The organism is Rhizobium sp. 25PS6 (assembly GCF_032464655.1).
Lineage (GTDB): Bacteria > Pseudomonadota > Alphaproteobacteria > Rhizobiales > Rhizobiaceae > Rhizobium > Rhizobium laguerreae.
Map to the genome: position 1 here is coordinate 86910 of NZ_JAWDIV010000005.1, position 22499 is coordinate 109408.

General features: G+C 57.1%; 24 protein-coding genes and 1 pseudogene. 15 read left to right on the top strand and 10 right to left on the bottom strand.

Annotated elements, in window-relative coordinates; all coding sequences use genetic code 11:
• Positions 1-36: 36 nt before the first annotated feature.
• From RWK44_RS08990 to RWK44_RS09020, 7 genes and pseudogenes are all read right to left on the bottom strand, one after another.
• The gene (locus tag RWK44_RS08990; RefSeq protein ID WP_003542090.1) at positions 37-285 is read right to left on the bottom strand and encodes a hypothetical protein; all 249 of its coding nucleotides are present in this window, start codon (positions 283-285) and stop codon (positions 37-39) included.
• A gap of 103 nt (positions 286-388) precedes the next feature.
• Positions 389-1096, bottom strand: coding sequence for a TfuA-like protein (locus RWK44_RS08995; RefSeq protein ID WP_131667019.1), 708 nt, complete (start codon positions 1094-1096; stop codon positions 389-391).
• On the bottom strand, positions 1093-2301 hold the full coding sequence (locus RWK44_RS09000) for a YcaO-like family protein (RefSeq protein WP_221942856.1): 1209 nt from the start codon (positions 2299-2301) through the stop codon (positions 1093-1095). The genes RWK44_RS08995 and RWK44_RS09000 overlap by 4 nt, the downstream gene beginning before the upstream one ends.
• A gap of 42 nt (positions 2302-2343) precedes the next feature.
• On the bottom strand, positions 2344-2556 hold the full coding sequence (locus RWK44_RS09005; RefSeq protein ID WP_003561841.1) for a hypothetical protein: 213 nt from the start codon (positions 2554-2556) through the stop codon (positions 2344-2346).
• 20 nt (positions 2557-2576) lie between these two features.
• Entirely contained in the window at positions 2577-4424 is a 1848-nt protein-coding gene (locus RWK44_RS09010; RefSeq protein ID WP_131667017.1) for a peptide antibiotic resistance protein, read from the bottom strand.
• Positions 4425-4430: 6 nt separating this feature from the next.
• Entirely contained in the window at positions 4431-4856 is a 426-nt protein-coding gene (locus tag RWK44_RS09015) for a helix-turn-helix domain-containing protein (protein WP_011653108.1), read from the bottom strand.
• Between the two features lie 172 nt (positions 4857-5028).
• Positions 5029-5226, bottom strand: a pseudogene (locus tag RWK44_RS09020) (class I SAM-dependent methyltransferase); the annotation flags it as partial.
• Positions 5227-5350: 124 nt separating this feature from the next.
• On the opposite strand from RWK44_RS09020, the gene RWK44_RS09025 reads away from it, so the two are divergent.
• Positions 5351-6241, top strand: coding sequence for a DUF6030 family protein (locus tag RWK44_RS09025; RefSeq protein ID WP_221943248.1), 891 nt, complete (start codon positions 5351-5353; stop codon positions 6239-6241).
• Positions 6242-6271: 30 nt separating this feature from the next.
• Here the strand turns inward: RWK44_RS09025 and RWK44_RS09030 are convergent, their stop codons facing one another.
• Positions 6272-6712 (bottom strand): hypothetical protein, encoded by a 441-nt coding sequence (locus RWK44_RS09030; RefSeq protein WP_221942866.1) that lies wholly within the window; start codon positions 6710-6712, stop codon positions 6272-6274.
• Positions 6713-6851: 139 nt separating this feature from the next.
• On the opposite strand from RWK44_RS09030, the gene RWK44_RS09035 reads away from it, so the two are divergent.
• From RWK44_RS09035 to RWK44_RS09100, 14 genes are all read left to right on the top strand, one after another.
• Entirely contained in the window at positions 6852-7925 is a 1074-nt protein-coding gene (locus RWK44_RS09035) for an endo-1,4-beta-xylanase (protein ID WP_168272591.1), read from the top strand.
• Between the two features lie 31 nt (positions 7926-7956).
• Positions 7957-9108, top strand: coding sequence for a glycosyltransferase (locus RWK44_RS09040; protein WP_131665158.1), 1152 nt, complete (start codon positions 7957-7959; stop codon positions 9106-9108).
• A complete protein-coding gene (locus RWK44_RS09045) occupies positions 9108-9614 on the top strand; it encodes an acyltransferase (RefSeq protein ID WP_003542119.1) in 507 nt (168 codons plus the stop codon). The genes RWK44_RS09040 and RWK44_RS09045 overlap by 1 nt, the downstream gene beginning before the upstream one ends.
• Positions 9611-10513 carry an exopolysaccharide glucosyl ketal-pyruvate-transferase gene (gene pssM, locus RWK44_RS09050; protein ID WP_316028697.1) on the top strand — a complete coding sequence of 301 codons (903 nt, stop codon included), beginning with the start codon at positions 9611-9613 and terminating at the stop codon, positions 10511-10513. The genes RWK44_RS09045 and pssM overlap by 4 nt, the downstream gene beginning before the upstream one ends.
• Positions 10514-10664: 151 nt before the next feature.
• The gene (locus RWK44_RS09055; RefSeq protein WP_221942868.1) at positions 10665-12167 is read left to right on the top strand and encodes a lipopolysaccharide biosynthesis protein; all 1503 of its coding nucleotides are present in this window, start codon (positions 10665-10667) and stop codon (positions 12165-12167) included.
• A 29-nt stretch (positions 12168-12196) separates the two neighbouring features.
• Entirely contained in the window at positions 12197-13228 is a 1032-nt protein-coding gene (locus RWK44_RS09060; RefSeq protein WP_131665161.1) for a polysaccharide pyruvyl transferase family protein, read from the top strand.
• A gap of 12 nt (positions 13229-13240) precedes the next feature.
• The gene (locus RWK44_RS09065) at positions 13241-14062 is read left to right on the top strand and encodes a galactosyl transferase (RefSeq protein ID WP_131665162.1); all 822 of its coding nucleotides are present in this window, start codon (positions 13241-13243) and stop codon (positions 14060-14062) included.
• Between the two features lie 83 nt (positions 14063-14145).
• Complete coding sequence (locus RWK44_RS09070) at positions 14146-15090, top strand: glycosyltransferase (protein WP_221998002.1); 945 nt, start codon at positions 14146-14148, stop codon at positions 15088-15090.
• A gap of 167 nt (positions 15091-15257) precedes the next feature.
• On the top strand, positions 15258-16226 hold the full coding sequence (locus RWK44_RS09075) for a glycosyltransferase (RefSeq protein ID WP_221998004.1): 969 nt from the start codon (positions 15258-15260) through the stop codon (positions 16224-16226).
• A gap of 91 nt (positions 16227-16317) precedes the next feature.
• A complete protein-coding gene (locus RWK44_RS09080; RefSeq protein WP_316028698.1) occupies positions 16318-17292 on the top strand; it encodes a glycosyltransferase in 975 nt (324 codons plus the stop codon).
• Positions 17289-18173: a glycosyltransferase family 2 protein gene (locus RWK44_RS09085; protein WP_131665166.1), complete on the top strand. Its 885-nt coding sequence runs from the start codon at positions 17289-17291 to the stop codon at positions 18171-18173. Before RWK44_RS09080 ends, RWK44_RS09085 begins: the two co-directional genes overlap by 4 nt.
• Positions 18170-19150, top strand: a complete 981-nt coding sequence (locus tag RWK44_RS09090; protein ID WP_025395609.1) for a glycosyltransferase family A protein — start codon at positions 18170-18172, stop codon at positions 19148-19150. Before RWK44_RS09085 ends, RWK44_RS09090 begins: the two co-directional genes overlap by 4 nt.
• 209 nt (positions 19151-19359) lie before the next feature.
• Positions 19360-19818 carry a glucuronosyltransferase gene (locus RWK44_RS09095; protein WP_011653119.1) on the top strand — a complete coding sequence of 153 codons (459 nt, stop codon included), beginning with the start codon at positions 19360-19362 and terminating at the stop codon, positions 19816-19818.
• On the top strand, positions 19815-20291 hold the full coding sequence (locus RWK44_RS09100) for a glycosyltransferase (RefSeq protein ID WP_017961662.1): 477 nt from the start codon (positions 19815-19817) through the stop codon (positions 20289-20291). Before RWK44_RS09095 ends, RWK44_RS09100 begins: the two co-directional genes overlap by 4 nt.
• A gap of 42 nt (positions 20292-20333) precedes the next feature.
• On the opposite strand, the gene RWK44_RS09105 is transcribed toward RWK44_RS09100, so the two are convergent.
• The gene (locus RWK44_RS09105) at positions 20334-21029 is read right to left on the bottom strand and encodes an SGNH/GDSL hydrolase family protein (RefSeq protein WP_221998095.1); all 696 of its coding nucleotides are present in this window, start codon (positions 21027-21029) and stop codon (positions 20334-20336) included.
• A gap of 147 nt (positions 21030-21176) precedes the next feature.
• The gene (locus tag RWK44_RS09110; protein WP_029872369.1) at positions 21177-22484 is read right to left on the bottom strand and encodes an HlyD family type I secretion periplasmic adaptor subunit; all 1308 of its coding nucleotides are present in this window, start codon (positions 22482-22484) and stop codon (positions 21177-21179) included.
• Between the last annotated feature and the right edge of the window lie 15 nt (positions 22485-22499).

Genomic DNA, 22499 nt, shown 5'->3' on the forward strand with positions numbered 1-22499 from the left:
CTTGGGAATCCCAAGACGTTAAATCGTCACTACGGCCTAATGACTTCTCACACTCACTTGCGGAACCGGAGAACTCAATTCAGCCAGTTCCCTGGTCAAACCCTCCCCCACCTCCTGCTTCACTGCCTCGAGCGCAAGGTCGAGGCAATTCGTCGCGAACGGGAGTTTGACATCCTGAGCGACCTGTCGCGCATAGGCGATCATCCGCGCCAACGCGACGAGCTCTTCCAGACCGTCTTCCGCCCCTTGGTCTGCATCTATCTTGACAACCGATGTCACGCCCATGCCCCATTTCTCCAATGAATTGAAGAAATGATACGCGTGTGGAGGTGATCCAGCCCGTGAAAAAAGCGTGACACAACCCTCGGTGACTATTGCCGATTTCAGTTCACAATGCAGGGCGCGTGGGGAATGAGGTGTTGTGCAGTTTCCAGGGCAGATCGGCAGTCGAGCGAATGTCGCGGACGTCCTGCACCACTTTCAATAATCCCAAGGCATCGATGCGTTTTTGATCGACGGCGTTCGACAGAAGTGTCGCCAGCAGTCGCTGACGATCCGGCTCGGCCAGCCCTGCACACTGCTCGACGACCGCCCGCCACGTTCGCTTCTTGAAGAATATCGCGCTTGCGGCATCGTCGAGCTGTTGGCGCAACCGACTTTCCAGCAGCCCGCGATCCTCCATCGCATCGAGCGTTGCGCTGACATTGACGAGCGGTACCGTCAGTGGCTTGCTGCCCAGCGCGCTCGGCGCGTGCGTGAGCGCGACGGCGGCATCGTCGACCAGCCGGCCGGTGCGATAGTCTTCGAAAATGCGGCCGATTCCGATCATGCCGAACGGATGACATTCGGCAGCGCGCAACGCGCCCATGCTTGCCGCCCCGAGAACCGCGACACCCAACGACAGAGCATGGAGAATTTCCTTGTGCCAGACCGGTGCGGCATATTCGAAGCCGCCGTCGATCAGGCCGATGACATTGGCACCCTGCTCCACCGCGGCCAGGACATCGCCTTGCGTGGCAGGCGGCAAGACGCGTATCCCCTCGCCGGCAAGCGACGCCGCATCGGGAAGACTGGGACCTGCGAAAATGAGCTTCAAAACCCTATTGCCCTGGCAAGCGCCCTCGTTCCAAACCGCCGGGCGCGCTCCCCCTCCGGATTTTCGAGCTCGGGAATGACAATCTTGACAACACTGAACGGAAGCGTGTTCTCGCTGAGGCGCACGGCGATCACCGAAACGATCCGCCTGTTTCTGAGCGCGTCGAGCACATGCTGCAGCAACTGCGCCAGATCCTGTTGCCGATGTCCTACCACCCCGTCACGGCCGATGGCGGCGGCGGGCGGGCCGGCAACCGCATCGAAGGCCTGTCGCAGCAGCGGCGGCAGGCGTCGTGAGAAAGTTACAGGCGAAATATCGTCCCTGGCTCCGCTGATATAGGTCAGACGGGATTGCACGGCTTCCGTCACCGCCCGAATGGCCGCGCGGACAGGAGACGGATGAGCCCCGGTACCGCCGGTCACCTCGACGAGGCGAATGTCCTCAAGCCTAATATCCCCGGCGCCGTGAATATCCCGGGGGCCCAGAAGGGGATTCCCAGGACCCAGCATGGCGGTGAAACAGGGGACCCCGATGTCGCTGGTGATATCGAAGAGCTTGAGCGCCAATCCCGAGGTTTCGATCTTGTCGATCAACCCGTCCAGGGCGCCGTCCTCAAAACCGCGGGGATCGGTGCAGCCGGCATAACGATCCGCTTCCGCGCCCACCTGCCACAACACATGGGCGTCACGCTCGATCCGCTCCAGAACCCCGTGAAAGATTGCCTCCTCGACATTGTTTCCCGAGGCTAGGCCATCCGACGACATCCAGTATCGCGCGTCACGTGTGCGGTCGAGCACCACCGCTTCAAAGGGGATATAGACCTCCTCGCCGTTGAGGATATTGACGCCGCAAACCCATTCCGTCTCCTCGTCCGGTCCGAGATCGGGTTTATGAAGAGCGGTCAGGCAGTTCAGCGCGTCGGTCTTGTGCCCCATTGCCTGCAGACGGGAAGAGGTGCCGCGGACGAGATCGACGGTGGGCTCGCCGGCGACCGCCCGTTCAAGGGCTTCCATGACGGTGGAAACTTTGGCATCGAGATCGGTCAGACCCTTTCCCTGGGCAATCACGATCGAGCGGGAATTCGGGGCGTATGCGCACCAGACCGGGATTCCGATATCATCCAGTCCGGTATGTCGCGCAACCCTGGTGATGCCGAATCCGGCCAAAAGAGGTTCGACGCGGGAAAGGGTTTCCCGCGGCGACATGACCCTGTCGGAATATATGGACCGATGCGTCAGAATGCCGGCTCAGCCGTCGACGTGACCGGAAAGGGCAACCTGCGCCGAGGAAACCGCGACGGCGAGGTCGACGCCCTTCACGAATGTGCCGCCGGCCTTGCGCAGGCCGTTTGCAGTCGCCAATTCCCCCGTCGGATTGAGAGGCTTGACCGTACCCGCGTCGAGATCGGCAAGCCAGAGACCCGCCTCACCAGGTATACCTATAATGACAGCTTTCGCCATGTAATGCCCCTCAGCTATTGTTAAAAACCGGCCTTCAGCAGGCCCTCTCGATAAAGCTCTTTTTGCCACTGTTCCTTGAAGGGAACGATGGCGAGCCACTTCTCGACGTCGAAGACCGGGTTGATGCTTTCGGCTCGTTGCCGATGGAATAGCGCCCGTTTTCGATCGCCGATCATTGCGCAACTGGCCGCGGCGATGCGATGGGCCGGCGCTTTGTCTTTCATCGCCTCGACATAGGCGATGGCCTCCTCGTACTGTTCCAGGAAGAAGCTCGCTCCCGCAGCGCACCAGAGGTAGGCGTCGGGCGCGATCGGATTGAGCAAAATCGCTTTTTTGATCTTAGCGAGCGCATCGCCGGGGCGGGATGCATGCACGAGCGTGTCGGCATGGCTGTAGATGACGTCGGCAAAATGCGGGCTGAGTTGTTCGGCCAGATCAAGTGCGGCGACACTGGCATCGACATCGCCGAGATAGAGTTTGGTGACGCCAAGCTCGCGATGGCCCGCCGCTGATGCCGGATCCCGCTCGATGGCCCGAAGCGCGTTCTGCTCCGCCAGATGCAGCAGCTCATTGTTTCCCTGCGCCGTCACGAGCCACTCGCTGGTGAAAGTTCTCGCCAGCCCGGTAAATGACGGAGAGAAATCCGCCTTGTGCGACAGCGACTGCTTGAAAGCTTTTCGGGCCCGGCGGATATGCGGCAATGTCAATTTGCTCATCAGGCTCGAGCCGACCAGATAGGCGTGATAGGCCTCAGGATTGGCCTCGAAGCGTAAGCGCTCTTCCTCGTTTTCAGCCAGTTCGCGGGCCACAGACATGGTCAACTGCTGCGCAATCAGCCGTCTCTGACGCGGCAATATATCGGGCGTCATCGTAAAGCGATTAGCCCAGATGATCTCGTCCGTGGGAAAATAAACCAGCTGGGCGAACAATCCCTCTTCGGAAAGCCGTGTATCCAGAAGATAGGCGATCGAGTGACGGGCGACCACGGCGGCCTTCTCGGAGTCACGGCGGATCTGGCCGGCCGTATGGGGCGCTACGATGGAAATGTTTCTGAGCGCGCAGAGTTCGATCGTGACGTCTTCGATCAGGGCGTTGGCAAGCGCAAGCCCGGCATCGGCATGTTTCGATGTCGGGGGAAGCAGCACCAGCCGAGGTAGGATCAGCGGCGCCTGCGATACGCGTTCGATATCGGCAGTTGTCTCACCGCCGGCCTCGGAACGCTTCACCTGCACCCTGGCATGGCCGTCGCCGTTCGGCAATCTCTCGCTGAGGGACGAACCGCCGGATAGTCGGTGCAGCAAGGCTCTGACCTGCTCGTCATTCGGATCCCGTTCGAGGATCTGCAGGGCGGCGCCGGAAATGGAGCGCGCAGCGCCGGGCTTTTGCGCATCCGGCAACGCATCCAGCAATGCCTGCCGCAATTGCAGCGCCTGAGCGTCCCGTTGCGCCCTGATCCACGCCTCTATCAGCTTTGTCGCTGGCTTGATATTTCCGATGAACCCACGCTGGGTCAGTTCGGCGATCGCGTTCAGCCGCTCCAGCGGCGAACCGCCGGCGCGAAAAATATCCAGATCGCTGGAAACCCCCTGCGTGTTGAGGCGAACCGTGTTGGCGGTGAAATCGAAGGGCATTTCGGCGCGTCCGCCGTCTGTCTCGCGGATGCGGGAAAGCAGTTTGCGCAGATTGAGCCGCGCCAGTTCGGGTTCGACGTCATTCCATAGAAACTGAGCCAATTCATAACGGCTGAGTTCATGGCTCGCGCCGGCATAGAGATGGGCCATCATCAACAGGCCCTTGATCGGATAGCGAACCGGGTCGCCATTCGTCTCGATCAACCGCAGATCGCCGAATGTCTGCAGGTGCACGATCCGTCCTCAGCTGTTCACAACCGAATCCTGCAGCTCACTGTCGCTGTCAGGCAATCCCGCGACTGCCAGGCTTTTGGCCAACGCCACCAGCTTTTGCCTGATATTCGGATCCTCGATGGCGATGAATGCCTTGTTGAGTGCCAGCCCCTCCTTCGAGGACAAAAAGCTGTTCAATTCATTCGTCGCGCCGTCGATCGGCCCGGAGCCGCCGTTCTCGAAGAAAAAGCCGACGGGCACGCGAAGAATCTCGGATATGCGCTGAAGACGGCTGGCGCCTATTCTATTCGTTCCCTTTTCGTATTTCTGGATCTGCTGGAAGGTAATGCCCAGAAGTTCGGCCAAGCCGTTCTGGGTCATCCCGAGCGTCTTTCGCCGAACGCGCACGCGGTTGCCAACATAGACGTCAATCGAATTCGGCGATTTAGCCTTCATGTGAATAAGTCTCCCGCTTGATCAGCACGCCCGGCTGTATAATGGAGAGTTTAAGCAAGAATGCAACTAAAAGTAAATATTTCGTAAGGTTTTTTTTCAGCAGCTCACTCAGTAAAAAACAACCTGTGGATTATCGCAGCGGCGCCATTTGGCGCGGGTGCACCCGCGCGCTCTATCGCGCACTTCGTAGCGGACGAATGCTATCCGAAATCGTTGCCGCTCCGACACCCTCTCTGAGAGGTTTTTGCGCAACGGCGATCATCGACTTGGCGAAAACCGGAATTCTTCCGACATACTCAAAACGAACATTGTCGAGGCCGGCATCCAGCAGCGTGCTCAGCGTGTTTTTCGACCAGAACTTGATATGCCCAATGACGAGGCACAAAGGTGCCCAATTGCCGCCAAGAAGCCAAAGATATTTAACGGATAAATGTATACTGCTGGATTTAGACAGCCCGATCGAAACCCCTTCTCGCGCGCCGGAGAAGACAAGCTTGCCCGATAATTCGTCGTCCGCATATGCAAAACAGCCGGTGGGGAAACCGCGGGTTCCCGTGGTCTTCTGGTTGCTGCTGACGATTTCCCTCTCGCTGGTCATGGGAACGGTGCTGCTTTCCAACAACATGAAACACTTAAAGACGGTTGGCCATTATTTTGGCTTCGATCTCTTTCCCCCGGAGGTCAGACCGCCTCCCCCCAAGGCCCTTCCCCGCCCGACACCACCGGCCACCTTCATGCTTCCATTGCATGTCATCGAACCGCCGGTGGTGCAGACCGCGTCGACTTTCCTGCGGACATGGCGGATATCCGGCGCCGCAATGTGTGCGGCGCTGCGCAATGCCGGCATCGAAACCAGCGATTGGGCGGCAGCGAGTTTCAACGCCGATACATTTGAATGCTTTTTCGAGCAGAGCGGCAAGCGGAAGAAGGATCAGCTCCCGAGCTCCATCTTCGTCATCGTTCGCGGCGACGCCGCCGGCACGATCAACAATATGCGCGTGAAAATCATCAATCCCGAGACCGATGAAAATGGCCAGCTCGATCCTGGCATTCTGCGAATTTTCGAAATCATGCTGCAGCAACCGCAATGGCTCGATTTTCACGAGACCCTGAACGCGATCAAGAATCTGAAGGACATCAAGGAAGACGGCTTCGGAGCCAGTATCGGCTTCACTCGCGAGGTACTCAATCCCGGGAATTACAACTTCACGCTCTCGCTGGATGCGACTTCAGGACCTCAGAAAAGTACCAGAAATTATTTTTCCGGCAGAAGATGGCTGCCGTTGCCGGACCCCGCAGTCGAGATCGACAGCGCGCAACCGGAATCAGTCTCCAAACCTTCCCATACCGAAACGCCGGCTGAAAGTCAGGAACATCGGCATTAGGTCTTCGGCTTCATGCCATGCACGGACTGATCACGCCATGTGACTCGCATCGTCGTGATGTCTGGCCATTATCTTGTAGAGCTCTTTCAAACTGTCCGCACTCGGCCGTTCGGTGCTGTCCCCACCCGCCAGACGCCAGACACGCTCGACATTGAGGTCCTGCGTGACTTGCGCAAGGTCTTCGTTCAGCGAGCGAATGACGATTTCCGATCGGTGCAACCGCCACGACATTCTGACCAGCGCTGCGGACGGGAGGGAAATGATGCCGATGATGCCGAGAACAAGGACCGCGAACTGCCAGTCATCGAGAACAGACAGACCGTTTCGAACGGTCGCCATAAAAAAAACGGCATTTTGAAATGCCATGTGAAAATAGCTCATCACATAGCTGGACCAATCTTCCATCACGAGCGCCCTCCCCGAGCGGTTTATATCTTGGAGTATGCTGAAAAGTCTAGCAGACACTGACAATATCCCCTGCCGGGAAAGTATATTTGAGGTTGTATTACTCTGCTGAATTGAACGCGAATCTCGTGATGGTTCGGTGCCGACGAGTCCGGCCTTTCAAATTCCACCGCGGACATGAAAAAAGCTAACAGTGAGAGATAGGATGAATAGAAGACGTTTCCTCGCCTCGGTTCCGCTCGCTCTGTTGTATGTCCGTACGGGCCAAGCCCTGGCACAGGTGCCTGCCGCTGCAGGGTTGCGCGTCCTTGCCGACAGCAAGTCGTTCCGATTCGGATCGGCAATCGACCTGCAAAACATCAACGATCCAATCGCTGCCGAGATCTACATCGACAACGTCAATTCGATAACGCTGCGAAACGAGCTGAAGTGGAATTCGACGGAAAAGAGACCGGGTGTTTTCAGCTTCGGCAGCGCCGACCGCATGGTTGCATTTGCACGAAAAAACAACATGAGGGTTTATGGCCACACGCTGATCTGGTATCGCGTCCCGGGCTGGGTGTCTGATATCACCGACGCAAAGACCATTCAGGCGACGATGAACCGTCATATAAAACAGGTTGTCACTCGCTATAAGAACTCGATCGATGCTTGGGATGTGGTAAACGAACCGTTGGAGTATGATGCACCGGATCTGCGGGATTGTGTTTTCCGACGCCTTCTTGGCGACGATTATATCCGTATGAGTTTCGACATGGCGCACCAGGCCAATCCCGGCGCGACGCTGGTGCTCAACGAAACGCATCTGGAGAAAAAATCCGACGTGTTCGAACAGAAGCGCGCGCGCATCCTGAAAATCGTCGAGGATCTCGTCGCCAAAAAAACGCCGATCAATGCAGTGGGTCTGCAGGCGCATTTCCGCCCCGGCCTCGACCGGATCGATCCGGAAGGAATGGGGCGCTTCTGCGCGGCGCTGAAGGACATGGGTGTCGGTGTTTTCATCACCGAACTGGATGCGTCCTGTCACTTCCTGAACCGCGACAAAGCCTTCACGCCGGCATCCTACGCCGATATTTTCAGCGAGGTGATCACTGTCGCGGCCGAACATGGCGACTTGAAAGGCGTGACGGTATGGGGCATGTCGGAAAAATACGGCGCGCCCGATGAGAAAGCGACCGATCCCGCTGCGGCTTGCACGAAGCGCGTTAATCTGTACGACGAAAGCAATGCGCCAAGAAGTGCGGTTGAAGGGATCCGGCGGGCAATAGAGGCGATGTGATGCACAAGACAACGGAGACGCAAACAGATTCATGAAAAAAGCCGTTATTTATGTGGAAAAATTTTTGCCTGCCAGCCAGGCATTTGTTCTCAACCAGGCGGTAGCGTTTCGTTCTTTCGAAGCTGAAATTCTTGCTGGCTCGCGAATTTCTTCGGCCCATACGAAAAAATCCACTGTTCCGGTTCATGACATCCGTCGGTCGCCCGTTGCACGGGCCGGTGAACTGCTTCTGAAAATCCCGCAGATCGGCCTTCCCTTCCTCTTTCCCGCGATCGGCAAAGCCGATCTCGTTCACGCCCATTTTGGCAAGAACGGGTATGTCATAGGTCCATTGGCACGTGCCGCCGGCAAGCCGCTGGTCACGACGTTCCACGGCTTCGACGCCACCTATCGCGGTGACCCGAAAAAGCCGGGTGGCTTCAATCAGGTGCGCTTCTTTGCCAAAGGCCGGAGCGAGATGGCCGGCTGGAACAGCTGGAACATCGCCGTTTCCGATTTCATCCGCGACCGGCTGCTGGCGCTCGGCTTTCGCGCCGAACGTGTCTATCGCCATCACATCGGCATCGATCTCGATCTCTTCAAAATAGAGCCCCGTCCGCGAAAAAAAGGGCTCGTGGTTTCAATTGCCCGCTTCGTCGACTATAAGGGCCATCGTTTCATGATCGATGCGCTTTCGCGTGTGGCTGCTGCCGGCACCCCTGTCGAATTTGTCATGGTCGGCCAGGGTCCCTTGAAGGAGGAAATCGAAGCACTGGCGCGTCGTTCCTTGCCAAGCGTCACGATCCATGAAAATCTGTCGCAGACTGAGATAAGAGACCTGCTCGCCAGTGCGGAGCTTTATCTCCATGGAAGCGTGACCCTCGACAATGGTCACGCCGAAGCTTTCGGCCTTGCCAATCTCGAGGCGGAAGCCGTCGGCACTCCGGTCGTCGCATTTCGCTCGGGAGGCGTGGGCGAAGCGATCGAAGAGGGGAAAACTGGTTATCTCGTGGAGGAGCGGGATGTCGCGGGAATGGCCGAGGCAGTCGGAAGGCTGCTCAACGACCAGGCTCTGTGGACAGCCTTTAGCGCGCGGGCACCGCTTCTGGTGGCCGAGCGTTTCGACTTACGTCGCCAAACGGGGATGCTCGAGGACTATTACAGTTCCGTGCTAGACGAATTTTCCAGCCGGGGTCGGACTTGATGGTGCAGACAGGAAAAAAGCCGAAGTGGGGACTGAATGTATTTCGGCCGCTGCGGAACAGCATTGTGACGGCCAAATGGCTCTACTATACGAAATTCTGGGGAATGGACATCGATCCGACGGCAAGCTTTTCCTTGAGCGTTCGTTTCGACAAGACCAATCCGAAGGGATTGCATATCGGCGCGGAAACTTACGTCGCCTTTGAGGCTGCGATTCTCACCCACGATCTCACACGCGGGCTCTACCTCCACACGAGGATCGGCAAGCGCTGCTTCATCGGCGCCCGCAGCATCATTCTGCCCGGCGTCGAGATCGGCGACGAATGTGTCATCGGCTCGGGCTCGGTGGTGACCAAGAACGTGCCGCCGCGCTCGCTCGTGGCGGGCAATCCGGCAAAGATTATCCGCAGCGACATCAAGATCATTTCGCGTTACGGACGCATGGCACGCGAAGACGAGACGGTCTCGCAGATCGTGACGCACCTGCCGACTGGAGAAGCACGATGAAGATGTTTGCCTACCGGGGGAAACACGAGAATTTTGGCGACGAACTGAACCATTGGCTCTGGGAGCGTCTGCTGCCCGGCTTCTTCGATGAGGACGAAAGCCAGCTCTTTCTCGGCATCGGCTCGATCCTCTACGACAATTTCGACCCGAACATGCAGAAGATCGTCTTCGGCTCGGGTTACGGCGGCTACACCAACCCACCGAAAGTCGACGGCAACTGGACCTTCTATTTCGTGCGTGGAAAGAAGACCGCCGAGGTCCTCGGCATCGATCCGAGCTACGCCATCGGCGATTCGGGCATCCTCACGCGCAGCTGCTGGGATGCGAAAAGCATCGAAAAGCGTTACCCGGTCTCCTTCATGCCGCACTACGAAAGCGCCATGTACGGCAGTTGGGATAAGGTTTGCGAACTCGCCGGCATTCACTATATCGATCCCCGCTGGTCGGTGGAAAAGGTTCTGACCGAAATCAGCGCATCGCATAAGGTCGTCTCCGAAGCGATGCATGGCTGCATTATATCAGATGCGTTACGCGTTCCCTGGCGGGCGATCCGGCCGATTGCGCCGGGCAATCGCGCCAAGTGGTATGATTGGGCGAGTGCGCTCGATCTGGAGATCGATTTCGATCCGATCGGCCCGTCCAACCTCGTTGAAGCAGGCGCGTCGCTGGTGCGGAAAAACACATACCTGTTGAAGAACATAACGTTCCGTCACCGCCGCATCCGGCAGCTGACCGGCAACCATGTCTTCGGCTCGACGATCAAAACTTTGCAGCGGGTGGCTGAAAAGCCGGGACAGCTCAGCTCCGACGAGGCTATCGTAAGAGCGCACGAGAAAATGCTGGTCGAGCTGGATCGGCTGAAGCAAGATTTTTCCAAGAAGGCGGTAAGCGCCCTGTGATGTCGCAAACCGGGTTTCCGACGAGGCAAGAAGGCATGATGCTTTCCGACGCTACCAACGCTCTTTGCTCCAGCAAGGGTAAGAGGCACTCTGGAGGGGCCTGCGCGCGCCTCAAATCGTCAATATCCCAGACCTCAGGAGTCGTTCGCCCATGAGCAGCGTTACCGACCGATTGATTCGGGGTAGCATGTGGCTGAGTCTGTCTCGCGCCATCGTCAACGGGCTTTCGGCACTCAGCACCTTTGTGCTCGCCTGGTATCTCCTGCCGGCAGATTTTGGTCTCGTCGCCATTGCAACGACGATCCAGGTCATCTTGAGTTCGGTGACCGAACTCTCGCTCAATCAGGCACTTATCCGCCACGAGTCTCCGAGCGAAACTCACTTCAGCGCGGTCTGGACCTTGAGCGTGACCAGAAGCGCGATATTGGCACTGTTGTTTGCCGCCGCGTCCTATCCGATCGCCGAATTCTATAACGAGCCTCGGCTGACGAGCGTTATGCTTGCCTTGAGTTTCAGCCTGCTCTTGAGCGGTCTGGCCAATCCGCGCCGTGTCATGCTCCAGCGCGATCTGATATTTTGGCAGGAGTTTGTACTCAACGTCTCGCAAAAGCTTGTCGGCTTCGTGGTGACGGTGGCAATTGCCGCGATCTACCAGAGCTATTGGGCTCTCGTTATCGGCACCCTCGCCTATCAAGTGACCAATATCATCGTTTCCTACACCGTTCTGCCGTTCTGGCCGCGCATAACCTTCCGGCATGCACGCGAACTGTTTTCCTTCTCGCTCTGGCTGACGGCAGGGCAGATTGTCAACACGCTGAACTGGCGGATCGAATATCTGCTGATCGGCAAGATGCTAGGCGCCACGCAGCTTGGCCATTATACCGTCGGCAACACTCTTTCGACGCTGCCGACGCGCGAGGCCACGGCACCGTTGAACCAGACCATTTATCCAGGCTTTTCCAAGGTCCGCAACGATCCGGTCCGGCTTGTCGCAGCTTATCAGCGGGCGCAGGCGCTGCTGGCGGCGGTGGCGCTTCCGGCCGGTATTGGCATGGCTGTCGTGGCTGATCCGATGATGAGGCTTGCCCTGGGAGAGAAGTGGGCACCCGCGATCTTCATCGTGCAGGCGCTTGCATCGGTCTTTGCCCTGCAGACCCTCGGCTCGCTCGTCCAGCCTCTGGGCATGGCAAAGGGCCATACCAAGATGCTGTTCATCCGCGATACGCAGATGCTGGTGGTTCGCATTCCGATCATCATCGCCGGCTTGATGATGTACGGTCTTCCGGGCGTCGTTTATGCACGCGTGTTGACCGGCCTGATTTCCACCGTGGTCAACATGCTTCTCGTCAAGCGCTTGATCAACCTGCCATTCTTCCGGCAGCTCGCAGCAAACTTCCGCGCGCTTGCCAGCGTCGCCTTGATGGCCGCCGGGATCTGGGGATTGTCGAATATTCTCAGCATGCCAACCGACAAGCTGCACTTGGCCCTTCATCTCGCCGTTCTGGTTATCACCGGCGGCATCATCTATGTCGGATCGAGCTTTGTTCTTTGGCTTGCGATGAAGAAGCCGGACGGCCCAGAAACCGAAGTTCACCGCATTATTGTCAAGTTCCTGTCAAAAGCAAAACGTATTGCCGTACCCAAGTCGGCCTGAAGTAAACGAACATCAACAAGAGAGGCAGAATGACCAGCCAATCCAGATCGGAGCTGATCGCAAAACTCAATGGCATGATCCATGATTGCCTGAAGGACTACGTCTCGCGCGACGAACCGCTTGCGATTCTCGACTTTCCCGACATCCGCAATTGCGGCGACTCGGCAATTTGGTTAGGGGAGATGGCCTATCTCAAGGATCGCTTCGGCAAGCGCCCGGACTATGTTTCGAGGCTGTACGACTTCTCCGCCGACGAACTGAAACGGCGGGTACCGACCGGCCCGATCTTCATTCACGGCGGCGGCAATTTCGGCGATATCTGGGTTGCCCACCAGGATTTCCGTGAAGCCATCATGGAGCGTTTCCCGGATCGGCAGATCATCCAGTTCCCGCAGTCGATCCACTACAGTTCGCCTGAGCGCATCGAGCAATCCAAACGGGCAATCGGGCACCACAAGAATTTCGTGCTGCTTGTGCGCGATGAAGAATCGAAGGAGTTTTCCGAGAAGCACTTCGACTGCACCGTACGACTATGCCCCGATATGGCTTTTGCCATCGGCCCGCTTCCGGAAAGGGCGACACAGATTCCTGTCCTCGCCATGTTGCGCGAGGATGCGGAACGGGTTGGCGGTACCGATCGGAAGATCCCTGCCGATATTCCTGTGGAAGACTGGATTACCGAGTCGAAACGGAAGGTGGATATCGCCAAGAAGTTGGGGGTAGCTTCGGCTTATCTCGCATTGAAGCCGAGCGAAGTTGCCTTGCGCAGGCTTGACGCTGCGGCACACAACCGCTTCGAGCGCGGCATCAGTCAGATTTCGCGTGCCCGCGCAATCGTGACCGATCGCCTGCACGTCCATATCTGCTCGCTGCTGCTCGGCCGCCCGCATGCCGTACTGGACAACAGCTATGGAAAGATTCGCCGCTTCATGAATGCATTCTCCGGCGGAACCGACCTTTCATACAAGGCAACCTCGCTCGAGGACGGAATAGAGTGGGCGCGTGTTCAGGCGGCCAAGGGGCGTGTCGATCAAAAAGAAGCTGTGAGCTTGCGGGCTTAAGGGGGTCATTCAATGCCACTTGTCACCTTCATTATCCCGGTCCGACATCAGGACAATGCCCGCGACTGGAGCAGGCTGAAGGCAAATCTGACCCAGACCGTGGCTTCCATTTCCAACCAGACCAATGGGGACTGGCGCGGCATCATCGTGGCAAACGAAGGTGCCGATCTGCCTGACCTGCCGGAAAAATTCTCCGCCCTGCGTGTCACCTTTCCGCCGAACGACCTGCATGAGCTTGGAAAGGGCAGCAAGGAAGACTTCCTTGATGCCTTCCGGGCAGACAAAGGCCGTCGCGTTCTCAGTGGAATGTTGAACGCCGCCGACAGTCGCTTCTTCATGATTGTTGATGACGACGATTTCGTTAGTTCGCGAATCGTTCAACACGTGTCCGAAAATCGGGACGCCAACGGATGGACGATCGACCATGGTTATATCTGGGACGATGGCGGCAACTTCCTGTTTGGCCATGACGACTTCAGCCATCTCTGCGGTACCTCATTGATCATTCGTACCGATCTCTACGAACTGCCGACCCGCTTTGAGGATGCTTCGCTCGACTGGATCAAGTCGATGCTGGGCAGCCATGTCCGAATAGCGGATATTCTTGCGCAACGGGGAGCGCCGCTCACGAAGCTTCCCTTTCGCGGGGCGGTCTATCGGGTCGCCCACGGCGGATCGCATAGTCAGGCACCGAGCCTGCTGCAACAGTATTTCCTGAACCGCGGCGTACTCACCAAACCGCGGCGATGGTTGCGCAATCTTCGTAGGCTGAGGATACTCGGCGAGGGTCACAGGCGCGAGTTTTTCGGTAAGACTCGGTCGAACCCCGCGTAAGCGCCGATCCCATTCGAACATCGCACAGGCGGTCAAAATATGAAGCTCTTCTCTTTCGACTTCACCAAGAGGGTTGTTAACTGATGTCGGATCTATTGGTCAGCGTGCTCTTTTCATCCTACAATGGCGCCAGCCGCCGGCTGCGCCATACTTTGGATTCCTTGGTGCGCCAGGAGCTTCCCCATGATCGGTGGGAACTGATAGCTGTCGACAACAATAGCAATGACGGCACGTTTGATCTTTTGGAAACCTATAGCGACAAGCTTCCCATCACCATCCTGCAGCAGCGCAAGCCGGGAAAGTCCGGCGCGCTGAATATGGCCTTGGATCGGGTGAAGGGGGATCTCGTCGTCTTTACGGACGACGATGTTCGTGCCGAACCGAACTGGCTGAAAGCGATCGTCGACTGCGCCGCAGCCCATCCGAGTTATGGCGTCTTCGGCGGCAGAATCGTCCCTGAATGGGAGAAAGAACCAAAAGACAGGTTTATCGAATGGATTCCGATGGGATCCACCTTTGCGATAGTCGATGACACCCAAAGCGGACCGTGTGACCCGACGAAAGTCTGGGGCCCGAATACGATCGTCCGGCGAGAGCTGCTCGGAACAAGCGTGCGCTACCGCGAAGATATCGGTCCTCTTCCCGGAAAGATTTTTGCCATGGGTGAAGATGCGGAAATCATCATTCGCCTGGCGGCCAATGGCGCCAAGTCCTATCGATGCGCCGAGGCCGTGGTCCATCATTGGATTCCGGCATCGAGCGTGACGGAGGATTGGGTACAGAAAAGAGGCGAGCGGCTTGGCTACGGCATGCCGGCGCTCTTTCCCGACGAGGTGCCTGGAGGGGTGAGGTTAAGCGGAGTTCCGCTTCCGACTTGGATCGAAAGCGCACAATGGGCTTGCCGGGCAGCAATGCTTTATCTCATGCCGCGATCGAAGAAACGTTTTTGGGCGATCTGGAAATATTACTACATGCGCGGCTATCGCGCCGGAATTCGCCGATACGTTTCTCAGACGATGACACAGTAATTCATTGCCGAGGAGGCAGTAATTTAAAATCTACGGTGCCCATCGGCAATTTATGGCAGTATGCGGCCACGCAGCGACAGCGTTCTATGGCAGGCCAAGTCATCGGTAAGGCGTGACCCAATCCGCACTGGGGAGCGATCAGACCAAAATGAGGTCCGGAGCATCAAATGAGCAAAGTCAAGGTCACAATACTGTTCTCAACTTATAACGGCGAGAAAACCCTGCCAACGATGCTTGACGCACTATGCGCTTCGACCCTACCGAAGGAAGAATGGAAAATCGTCGCGGTCGACAACAACAGCAGCGACAACACTGCATCAGTCTTGAATTCCTTTAAGGCGCGGCTTCCACTGGAAGTTTATTTTGAGCTAAAACAAGGCAAACAACACGCATTGACTTCGGGCTTCCGCCATCTGGAGGGTGAACTCGTCATTTTAACCGATGACGACGTCATTCCCGCGCCGGATTGGATCGAGCAGTTTCTCACCTTGGCGGATCAGCAGCCACAGTTTGCCATATTCGGCGGCCTAATAACGCCCGAATGGGAGGAAAGGCCGGCATCGTGGCTCATCAAATACGGGCATCTGGGGATTCTTTATGCGCTAAATGACGGTTTACCCGAGGGGCCGATTTCAGCGGCATTGATATCTGGGCCGAATTCGGCCTTCCGTCGTTCCATTTTAGGATCCGGTTATATCGTTCACGACGGCCTCGGCCCGGATGCCACTGTCGCTCAGTTCCCCATGGGTGAGGATACTGCTTTCGCTCTCAGGTTGGAGAAGAATGGAGCCAAGGCTTTTCACTCGCGACGTCCCAGGGTTCGGCACATTGTCAGGAAGGGCTATGTGAACGAAGGCTGGGTTTTGCGGCGCGGCGAGCGCTATGGCATGGGCTTGGTTATCGTTCGGCCGGACCTCTTCGACAGCAAAACGAAAATTGGCGGTCTGCCCATCGCTAGCGCATTGAGATGGCTTCTGATGGTGCCGGCCAGCGTTGTCGTCAAGAGATTTCCGCCAAGCGGCGTTCGCTTCAAATTGCTCTGGGCGCAGTCGGTGAGACACGGGATCCTGCGCCAATTTCTCAAGCAGCGATCTACGATGAATAAAACGATCTACTCTCAGGTCGGTGCCAAATGACGAAAGTACTAAACCGCGGCATCGACAGGAAGTGCTCCAGCTGCGGAGGCAGCGGGCAGGATTTTCGCGCGTCAGGAGGCGAGTGGGTTTGATGACGGATCCGAGAATTAGTGTCATCTTTTCGTCCTTCAACGGCGCCAGCAGACGGCTTCAACAGATGCTGGATTCGATGTTGGGGCAAACCCTTCCAGTCGAACAATGGGAACTGATTGCCGTCAACAACGCCAGTAAAGACGAAACACAGGAGCTTCTCGATCAATATGCAAAGAAGCTTCCAATTGTTGTTGTTAATCATACCCGCCCAGGCAAATCAGGCGCTATGAACGCAGCTCTGGCGATCGCTCGAGGAGCGCTGATCGTTTTTACGGACGACGACGTCGAGGCAGATGCGAACTGGTTGAGTTCGATCGCTGCATGCGCGGAGGCGAACCCGGATTTCGGCGTTATCGGCGGCCGAATTCTTCCAAATTGGGAGCATTATCCCCATGGGGATCCGCTGTTGGACTGGATTCCCATGGGATCAACCTTCGCCATAGCCGACCAGGAATCCAGTGGCCCATGCGACCCGACAAAAATTTGGGGTCCGAACACGACTGTGCGTCGCGAATTGCTTGGCAGCAATATTCGATTCCGCGAAGATATCGGGCCGCTTCCAGGAGGTCTTTTCGCAATGGGAGAGGATACGGAAATCGTCAGCCGCCTATCCCGAAGCGGCGTGAAAACCTGTCGGTGCGCTGAGGCCATTGTTCATCACTGGATTCCAGCCTCTAGCGTGACAGAGGCTTGGGTACAGAAGCGTGGGGAACGTCTTGGCTATGGAATGCCAGCGCTCTTCGCCGAGGACATTCCAAAAGGTATAAGGATCGGGGGAATCCCCTTAAGAACCTGGATCGAGAGCGCCAACTGGGCGGTTCGGGCAGCCCTCCTTTATCCGTTGCCGCGATCAAGGAAGCGGTTCTGGGCCATCTGGAAGTACTATTACATGCGTGGCTACCGCGCCGGACTTCGCCGATACGCACCGGCGGTAAATCATTCTGGTCGACTAGCGCAGGAGGTCGTGCATTGAAAATATCGGTGCTTATCAACAATTTCAATTACGGCCAGTATTTGCGCCCATGCATCGACAGTGTTCTGTCGCAGGTCTATCCCGATTTCGAAGTGATCGCGGTCGACGATGGCTCCACCGATGATTCCCATGAGATTCTTGCTTCCTATGGCGAGCGGATCCTGACCGTCTTGAAGGAAAATGGCGGCCAGGCCTCGAGCTTCAATGCGGGTTTTGCGGCCGCAAGCGGCGATATCCTCTTTCTCCTCGATGCCGATGATGCGTTTTTGCCGGGCAAACTCGCGCGCATCGCCGAGATCTACGATCGCAACGAGATCGACTGGTGCTTCGACCGCGTGACGACCAATGAAGACGACCAGCCTCCCGCGGAGCTGCAGGTGACGCTGTTCGACAAGCGGGACACGCTGCGCAAAGGCGGCTTTCCCTCGCTTCCGGTGCCGACCTCCGGCTTGAGCTTCCGCCGCGAGCTGCTGTCCCAGATCCTGCCAATGTCTGTCGCGAAAGACGTCGTCCTCAGCGACAATTACATCAAATTTGCAGCCGCCTATCTGGGTCGCGGCGCCATCGTCGAAACACCGCTGACCTTTCAACGCATTCATGCCTCGAACCGCTATACGGGCACAAGCAGGGCAAAAACACTGCGCCCGCGGATCATGATCGCGACAGGATTGGAACTGGCACGCCGCTATGACGGCCTCCAGGCACTCGGCAAGAGCCTCGTGGCCGGCGGAATTGCCGAAACGACATCGCTTCTGAAGCTCCCGAGCGAAGCTCGCAACACAGTGGCCGGCGGTCCGTTCGGCGATGCTGCCGCGACCGAAGTGGCCTTGATGGCGGCGCGCAAGCGTTTGGGAAATATGCTGCGGAGAGGACAGTCATGAATCAGCAAGAGACTTTTCCGCATTCATCCGTCGGCACAGAAGCAGGCGCCGCACCGCTGAAGATTGCCGTCGGTGTGCTGACCTATCGGCGCCTCGACGGGATCGCCAAGCTGCTTGACGTCATGACCCGCCAAATCCGGCATCCGGACCGTCCCTATCATCTCACCATGGTGATCGTGGATAATGACGCGGCCGGCAGCGCGAGGACCACGGTAGAGAGCTTTGGCCAAACAGGTGCCTACGACCTGATCTACGTCATTGAACAAAACCAAGGCATACCCTTTGCACGCAATCGCGCACTGGACTCGGCACCTCCAGGCACTGACCTCTTCTGCTTTCTCGACGATGACGAATGGCCCGTCGACAGCTGGCTGGATGCGATGCTGGAGACACGGGAGAAAAACCGCGCCGATTGCGTCTATGGCCCCGTCCAACCGGTCTATCCAGAAAACCCGCCGGAATATTTCATCAAGGCAAGGGTGTTCGAGCGTAAAAAGAACAAGGACGGTCAACGCATTTCTTATGCGGCATCGAACAACGTCATGTTCGACTATCCCCTGATCCGTTCATGGAATCTGCGTTTTGAAGAGAAGATGCGCTTCACCGGGGGCACGGATTACCTTTTCTTCAACCAAGCCATCCGCCGTGGCATGCAGGTCTTCTGGGCTGACAAGGCGCTTGTCCATGATATCGTTCCGGCCAGCCGGATGACCTGGAAATGGGTATTGCAAAGACAATACCGGCTCGGCAATACCTTCGCAGTCAGCGAGGTCCTGCACGGCAACCTGAAGCGCCGGATCTACCGAGCGGCCTATGGCGCCACGAGAGTCATGCTTGGGCTGGCCATGCTGCCGGCGATCCTGATTTCACCCTATTGGGGCATGCGTGCCCTCACCCATGTTCTGCGCGGCGCGGGCATGGTTAACGGGATTCTCGGACATGCATATCAGGAGTACAAACCCAATGCCGCTCACTGATCATTTGCGCGGGCGCGCTCGGATGAGATTTGGCCGTTATGCTGTTTCAGACGAAAACATCATGCATAATTGCCGGTTTATCAACTTCGTGGCTTCAACCAACCGGGCCAGAAATGGTACACTTCCACTGAACTATCGTGACGCAAACGCTGTTCGAACAGAACGGTTTTCGCCCTTATCCATCGGTCAAATCTAGGAGATGCCTGTTTATGACTGAGAAAAAATTGAAGGTTCTCGCTGCCTCGTCAGGAGGCGGCCACTGGGAACAGCTGATGGCCATGCGCGGCGCATTCGAGGGCTGCGATATCGTCTTTGCAACGACCATCCCGGGACTGCTTGCAAAATACGACATTCGCGGCGGACTAGTCCTTCCCGATTGCAGCCGCGACTCGATTACCATGTCGATCCGGTGCTTTTTTACCGCCTTCTCCATCGTCATCAAGCACAGGCCCGACGTCATCATCTCGACCGGTGCCGCACCCGGGCTTTTTTGCCTGCTGGCCGGCAAATTGACGGGCAAGCGGACGATCTGGATCGATAGCGTCGCCAATGTCGAGAAGCTGTCCCTATCGGGTAAACTGGCCGGCCATATTGCGACGCTCTGGCTCACGCAATGGCAACATCTGTCGAGGCCGGATGGCCCCCATTACGCAGGAGCTGTCCTTTGATCCTTGTCACCGTCGGAACGCAACTGCCGTTTGATCGCCTCGTCAAGGCTGTCGACACCTTCGCAAACGAACTGTCGAAACCGGTTCTGGCGCAGATCGGCAAGGGCACCTACACGCCACAGAATATGAAATGGATCAAGAATATCGAGCCAAAAGACTTTGATAACGTCTTTCGCGATGCAAGTGTCATCGTTTCTCATGCGGGAATTGGCACCGTGCTTACGGCCAAGCGTTTTGGAAAGCCGATCATTCTCGTTCCCCGACAGGCGGCTCTCGGCGAGCACCGGAACGATCATCAGCTCGCCACGGTGAGCCAGCTCGTGGGCCGGCCGGGCATCTATGTCGCACACACCGATGACGATCTCCGGAACTATCTGCTCGAAGAGCTGGATAGCCCATCTCACGAAGATTCGTCGGAAGCCGGTCGGGCTTCACTGGTCACCTACCTGAAAAACTATATTACGGCAGTCTGACCCCGAGAGCCGTCATAGCCTCTGACGCTTACGAGCGAATTTTCATTCTCCGCAATTGTTGCCGGCGATACGTTTGACAAGCTCAGGCGCAATGATTTTGGAGGCTATGTCGGGCAGAGGATGCACGCCATCAGGAATTGCCGTGACCAGATCATCCGGCGTCAGGCGCTCCCAATTGGGCCGGTGGTCGACAAACTCCAGACCACGTTTTTGCGCCTCCGCCTCATGTGCGGAGACATAACTGTCGACAAAGGGACGGATCAGCCCACGCAATCCTGAAAACGGATTCATGGCCATGACGATGATCCGCGCTTGCGGCAGGCGCTGCTGGAGTTGGTCGAGGATGTCGCCAATATTCTTTCGGCTTTTCGCAAGCGACACGAACCGATGCAATGTCGCATCATTGGCGTAGAGCTCAATCAGGATGATATCCGGCTGCTCGGCAACGACGCGATCGATCTGGGTCAGAGCCCACAGTGACGTTTCACCGCTTTTTGCAACGCTCTCGATCTTCACCGGCTTCTGCAAGCAGGCTGCAAGCTCCGTCTCTAGGGCAGGCTGCCATCCCCCTCGCGCCGTCAAGGATGTTCCGAAGGCCACTATTTTCAGCGGCACAGGACGATCGGCATAACCGTTCCTGACCGCCGAAAGCATCAACAGACACGCCAGAAACAGAACCAGTCCATAGACCGGTCGCCTCTCAATCAGCACCGCTCGCCAAAACTCCAAACATATCATGAGGAGACCTTGCAGCAGGCTTGAGACAATTTCGTGAAATGGCCGCGCATGCCTGTTCGAGCAATGCGAAACCATCCAATCCCCCTGGCGGATGACAACGGCTGCTTTGAAACGTCGGGGCTATTAACGACGCGAAACAGCCGCCAATCACTCCTGGCGAAATACGTGCTGCATCTGATCGGTCAGCGGCTTCGTCAGATAGGATATCACGGTCCGATCGCCGATCTTGATGAAGACCTCCGCCGGCATGCCGGGATAGAGCTTTATCGTCTTCATCCTGGCAATGCTTTCAGCTTTCGGCTTGACGCGCAGCGGATAGTAGCTGATGCCCGTGCGCTCATCCTTGACGATATCGGGCGCGATCGAGGTAATCTCACCGCTCACATCAGGCGTCGTGCGTTGATCGAAAGCACTGAAACGCACATCGACGGACTGGCCGACGTGAACCTGGTCAATATCGCGGGTGGCGACTTTCGCCTCGACCGTAAGTTCGTTATTTTCCGGAACGACGAGCATCAGCGTCTGACCAGGATCGATGACACCATTGACAGTGTGAACCGAGAGTTCGTGAACTCGCCCAGTCAACGGTGCGGTAATGTCGAGGCGGTGCAGCTGATCGACTGCGGTTCCGCGCCGCTCTTCATATTCGGCGATCTGCGCCTCGACGTCGGTCAGGTCCTTTGCAATCTCCGAACGACGATCTTCATCCAGCTGGATCGACTGGCGATCGATCTCGATTGCCTTACCTTCGGCCTCCGCCTTAGCTGCGATTTCCTGGCCGCTGTTGCCCTGGAGATCGGCGCGGGCGCGCTTGAGCGTATTCAAACGCTGAAGCGTGACGAGGCCCTTCTTGTAGAGCGTATCAATGCCCTCGAGCTCCTGTTCGATCAAGCCCAAGGCATCGTTGGTGGCATTGATCTGAACGACCAATCCCTTTACCTGCTCGCCCAGTTGGTCCTTGCGCGATGCCAACTGGCTCTTCATTCCGATAAGCGCCGTCCTGCGACTGTCAAACAACTTCTGCTCGCCATCGAGAAGCTTCTCTGCAGAGGTGCTGGATGTCAGATCCCTGATGTTTTCCTCGACCTCGAACGAATCTGCGCCGATTCGTTCCGCCTTCAGACGGGCGCGGCGCGCATAAAGCTGAGCGAGCGTGCTTTCCACAATCGAGAGATTCGCTCTCGTCGTCGTCCCATCGAGCCGTATCAGCACCTGCCCGGCCGTCACATGGTCGTTTTCGGAAACCAGCAATTCCGACACGATACCACCTGTCAGGTGCTGGACCTTCTTGACATCGCCGTCGACGACGATCACGCCCTCGCCGATGACTGCGCTCGAAAGCTCTGTCGTCGCCGCCCAACCGCCAATGCCGCAAACGAGGGCTATCGACAGCACACCGACAACGGCAACATGCCGATTGAGGGAGCGTTTCGATTCACTGATAACTTTACTCACGATCTTCCCTCTGGC

Bases quoted from the DNA above. Each gene is read 5' to 3' on its own strand.
- RWK44_RS08990 (WP_003542090.1), bottom strand. From the start codon at position 285: ATGGGCGTGACATCGGTTGTCAAGATAGATGCAGACCAAGGGGCGGAA.
- RWK44_RS09000 (WP_221942856.1), bottom strand. From the start codon at position 2,301: ATGTCGCCGCGGGAAACCCTTTCCCGCGTCGAACCTCTTTTGGCCGGA.
- RWK44_RS09005 (WP_003561841.1), bottom strand. From the start codon at position 2,556: ATGGCGAAAGCTGTCATTATAGGTATACCTGGTGAGGCGGGTCTCTGG.
- RWK44_RS09015 (WP_011653108.1), bottom strand. From the start codon at position 4,856: ATGAAGGCTAAATCGCCGAATTCGATTGACGTCTATGTTGGCAACCGC.
- RWK44_RS09035 (WP_168272591.1), top strand. From the start codon at position 6,852: ATGAATAGAAGACGTTTCCTCGCCTCGGTTCCGCTCGCTCTGTTGTAT.
- RWK44_RS09040 (WP_131665158.1), top strand. From the start codon at position 7,957: ATGAAAAAAGCCGTTATTTATGTGGAAAAATTTTTGCCTGCCAGCCAG.
- RWK44_RS09045 (WP_003542119.1), top strand. From the start codon at position 9,108: ATGGTGCAGACAGGAAAAAAGCCGAAGTGGGGACTGAATGTATTTCGG.
- pssM (WP_316028697.1), top strand. From the start codon at position 9,611: ATGAAGATGTTTGCCTACCGGGGGAAACACGAGAATTTTGGCGACGAA.
- RWK44_RS09055 (WP_221942868.1), top strand. From the start codon at position 10,665: ATGAGCAGCGTTACCGACCGATTGATTCGGGGTAGCATGTGGCTGAGT.
- RWK44_RS09060 (WP_131665161.1), top strand. From the start codon at position 12,197: ATGACCAGCCAATCCAGATCGGAGCTGATCGCAAAACTCAATGGCATG.
- RWK44_RS09065 (WP_131665162.1), top strand. From the start codon at position 13,241: ATGCCACTTGTCACCTTCATTATCCCGGTCCGACATCAGGACAATGCC.
- RWK44_RS09070 (WP_221998002.1), top strand. From the start codon at position 14,146: ATGTCGGATCTATTGGTCAGCGTGCTCTTTTCATCCTACAATGGCGCC.
- RWK44_RS09075 (WP_221998004.1), top strand. From the start codon at position 15,258: ATGAGCAAAGTCAAGGTCACAATACTGTTCTCAACTTATAACGGCGAG.
- RWK44_RS09080 (WP_316028698.1), top strand. From the start codon at position 16,318: ATGACGGATCCGAGAATTAGTGTCATCTTTTCGTCCTTCAACGGCGCC.
- RWK44_RS09090 (WP_025395609.1), top strand. From the start codon at position 18,170: ATGAATCAGCAAGAGACTTTTCCGCATTCATCCGTCGGCACAGAAGCA.
- RWK44_RS09095 (WP_011653119.1), top strand. From the start codon at position 19,360: ATGACTGAGAAAAAATTGAAGGTTCTCGCTGCCTCGTCAGGAGGCGGC.
- RWK44_RS09105 (WP_221998095.1), bottom strand. From the start codon at position 21,029: ATGATATGTTTGGAGTTTTGGCGAGCGGTGCTGATTGAGAGGCGACCG.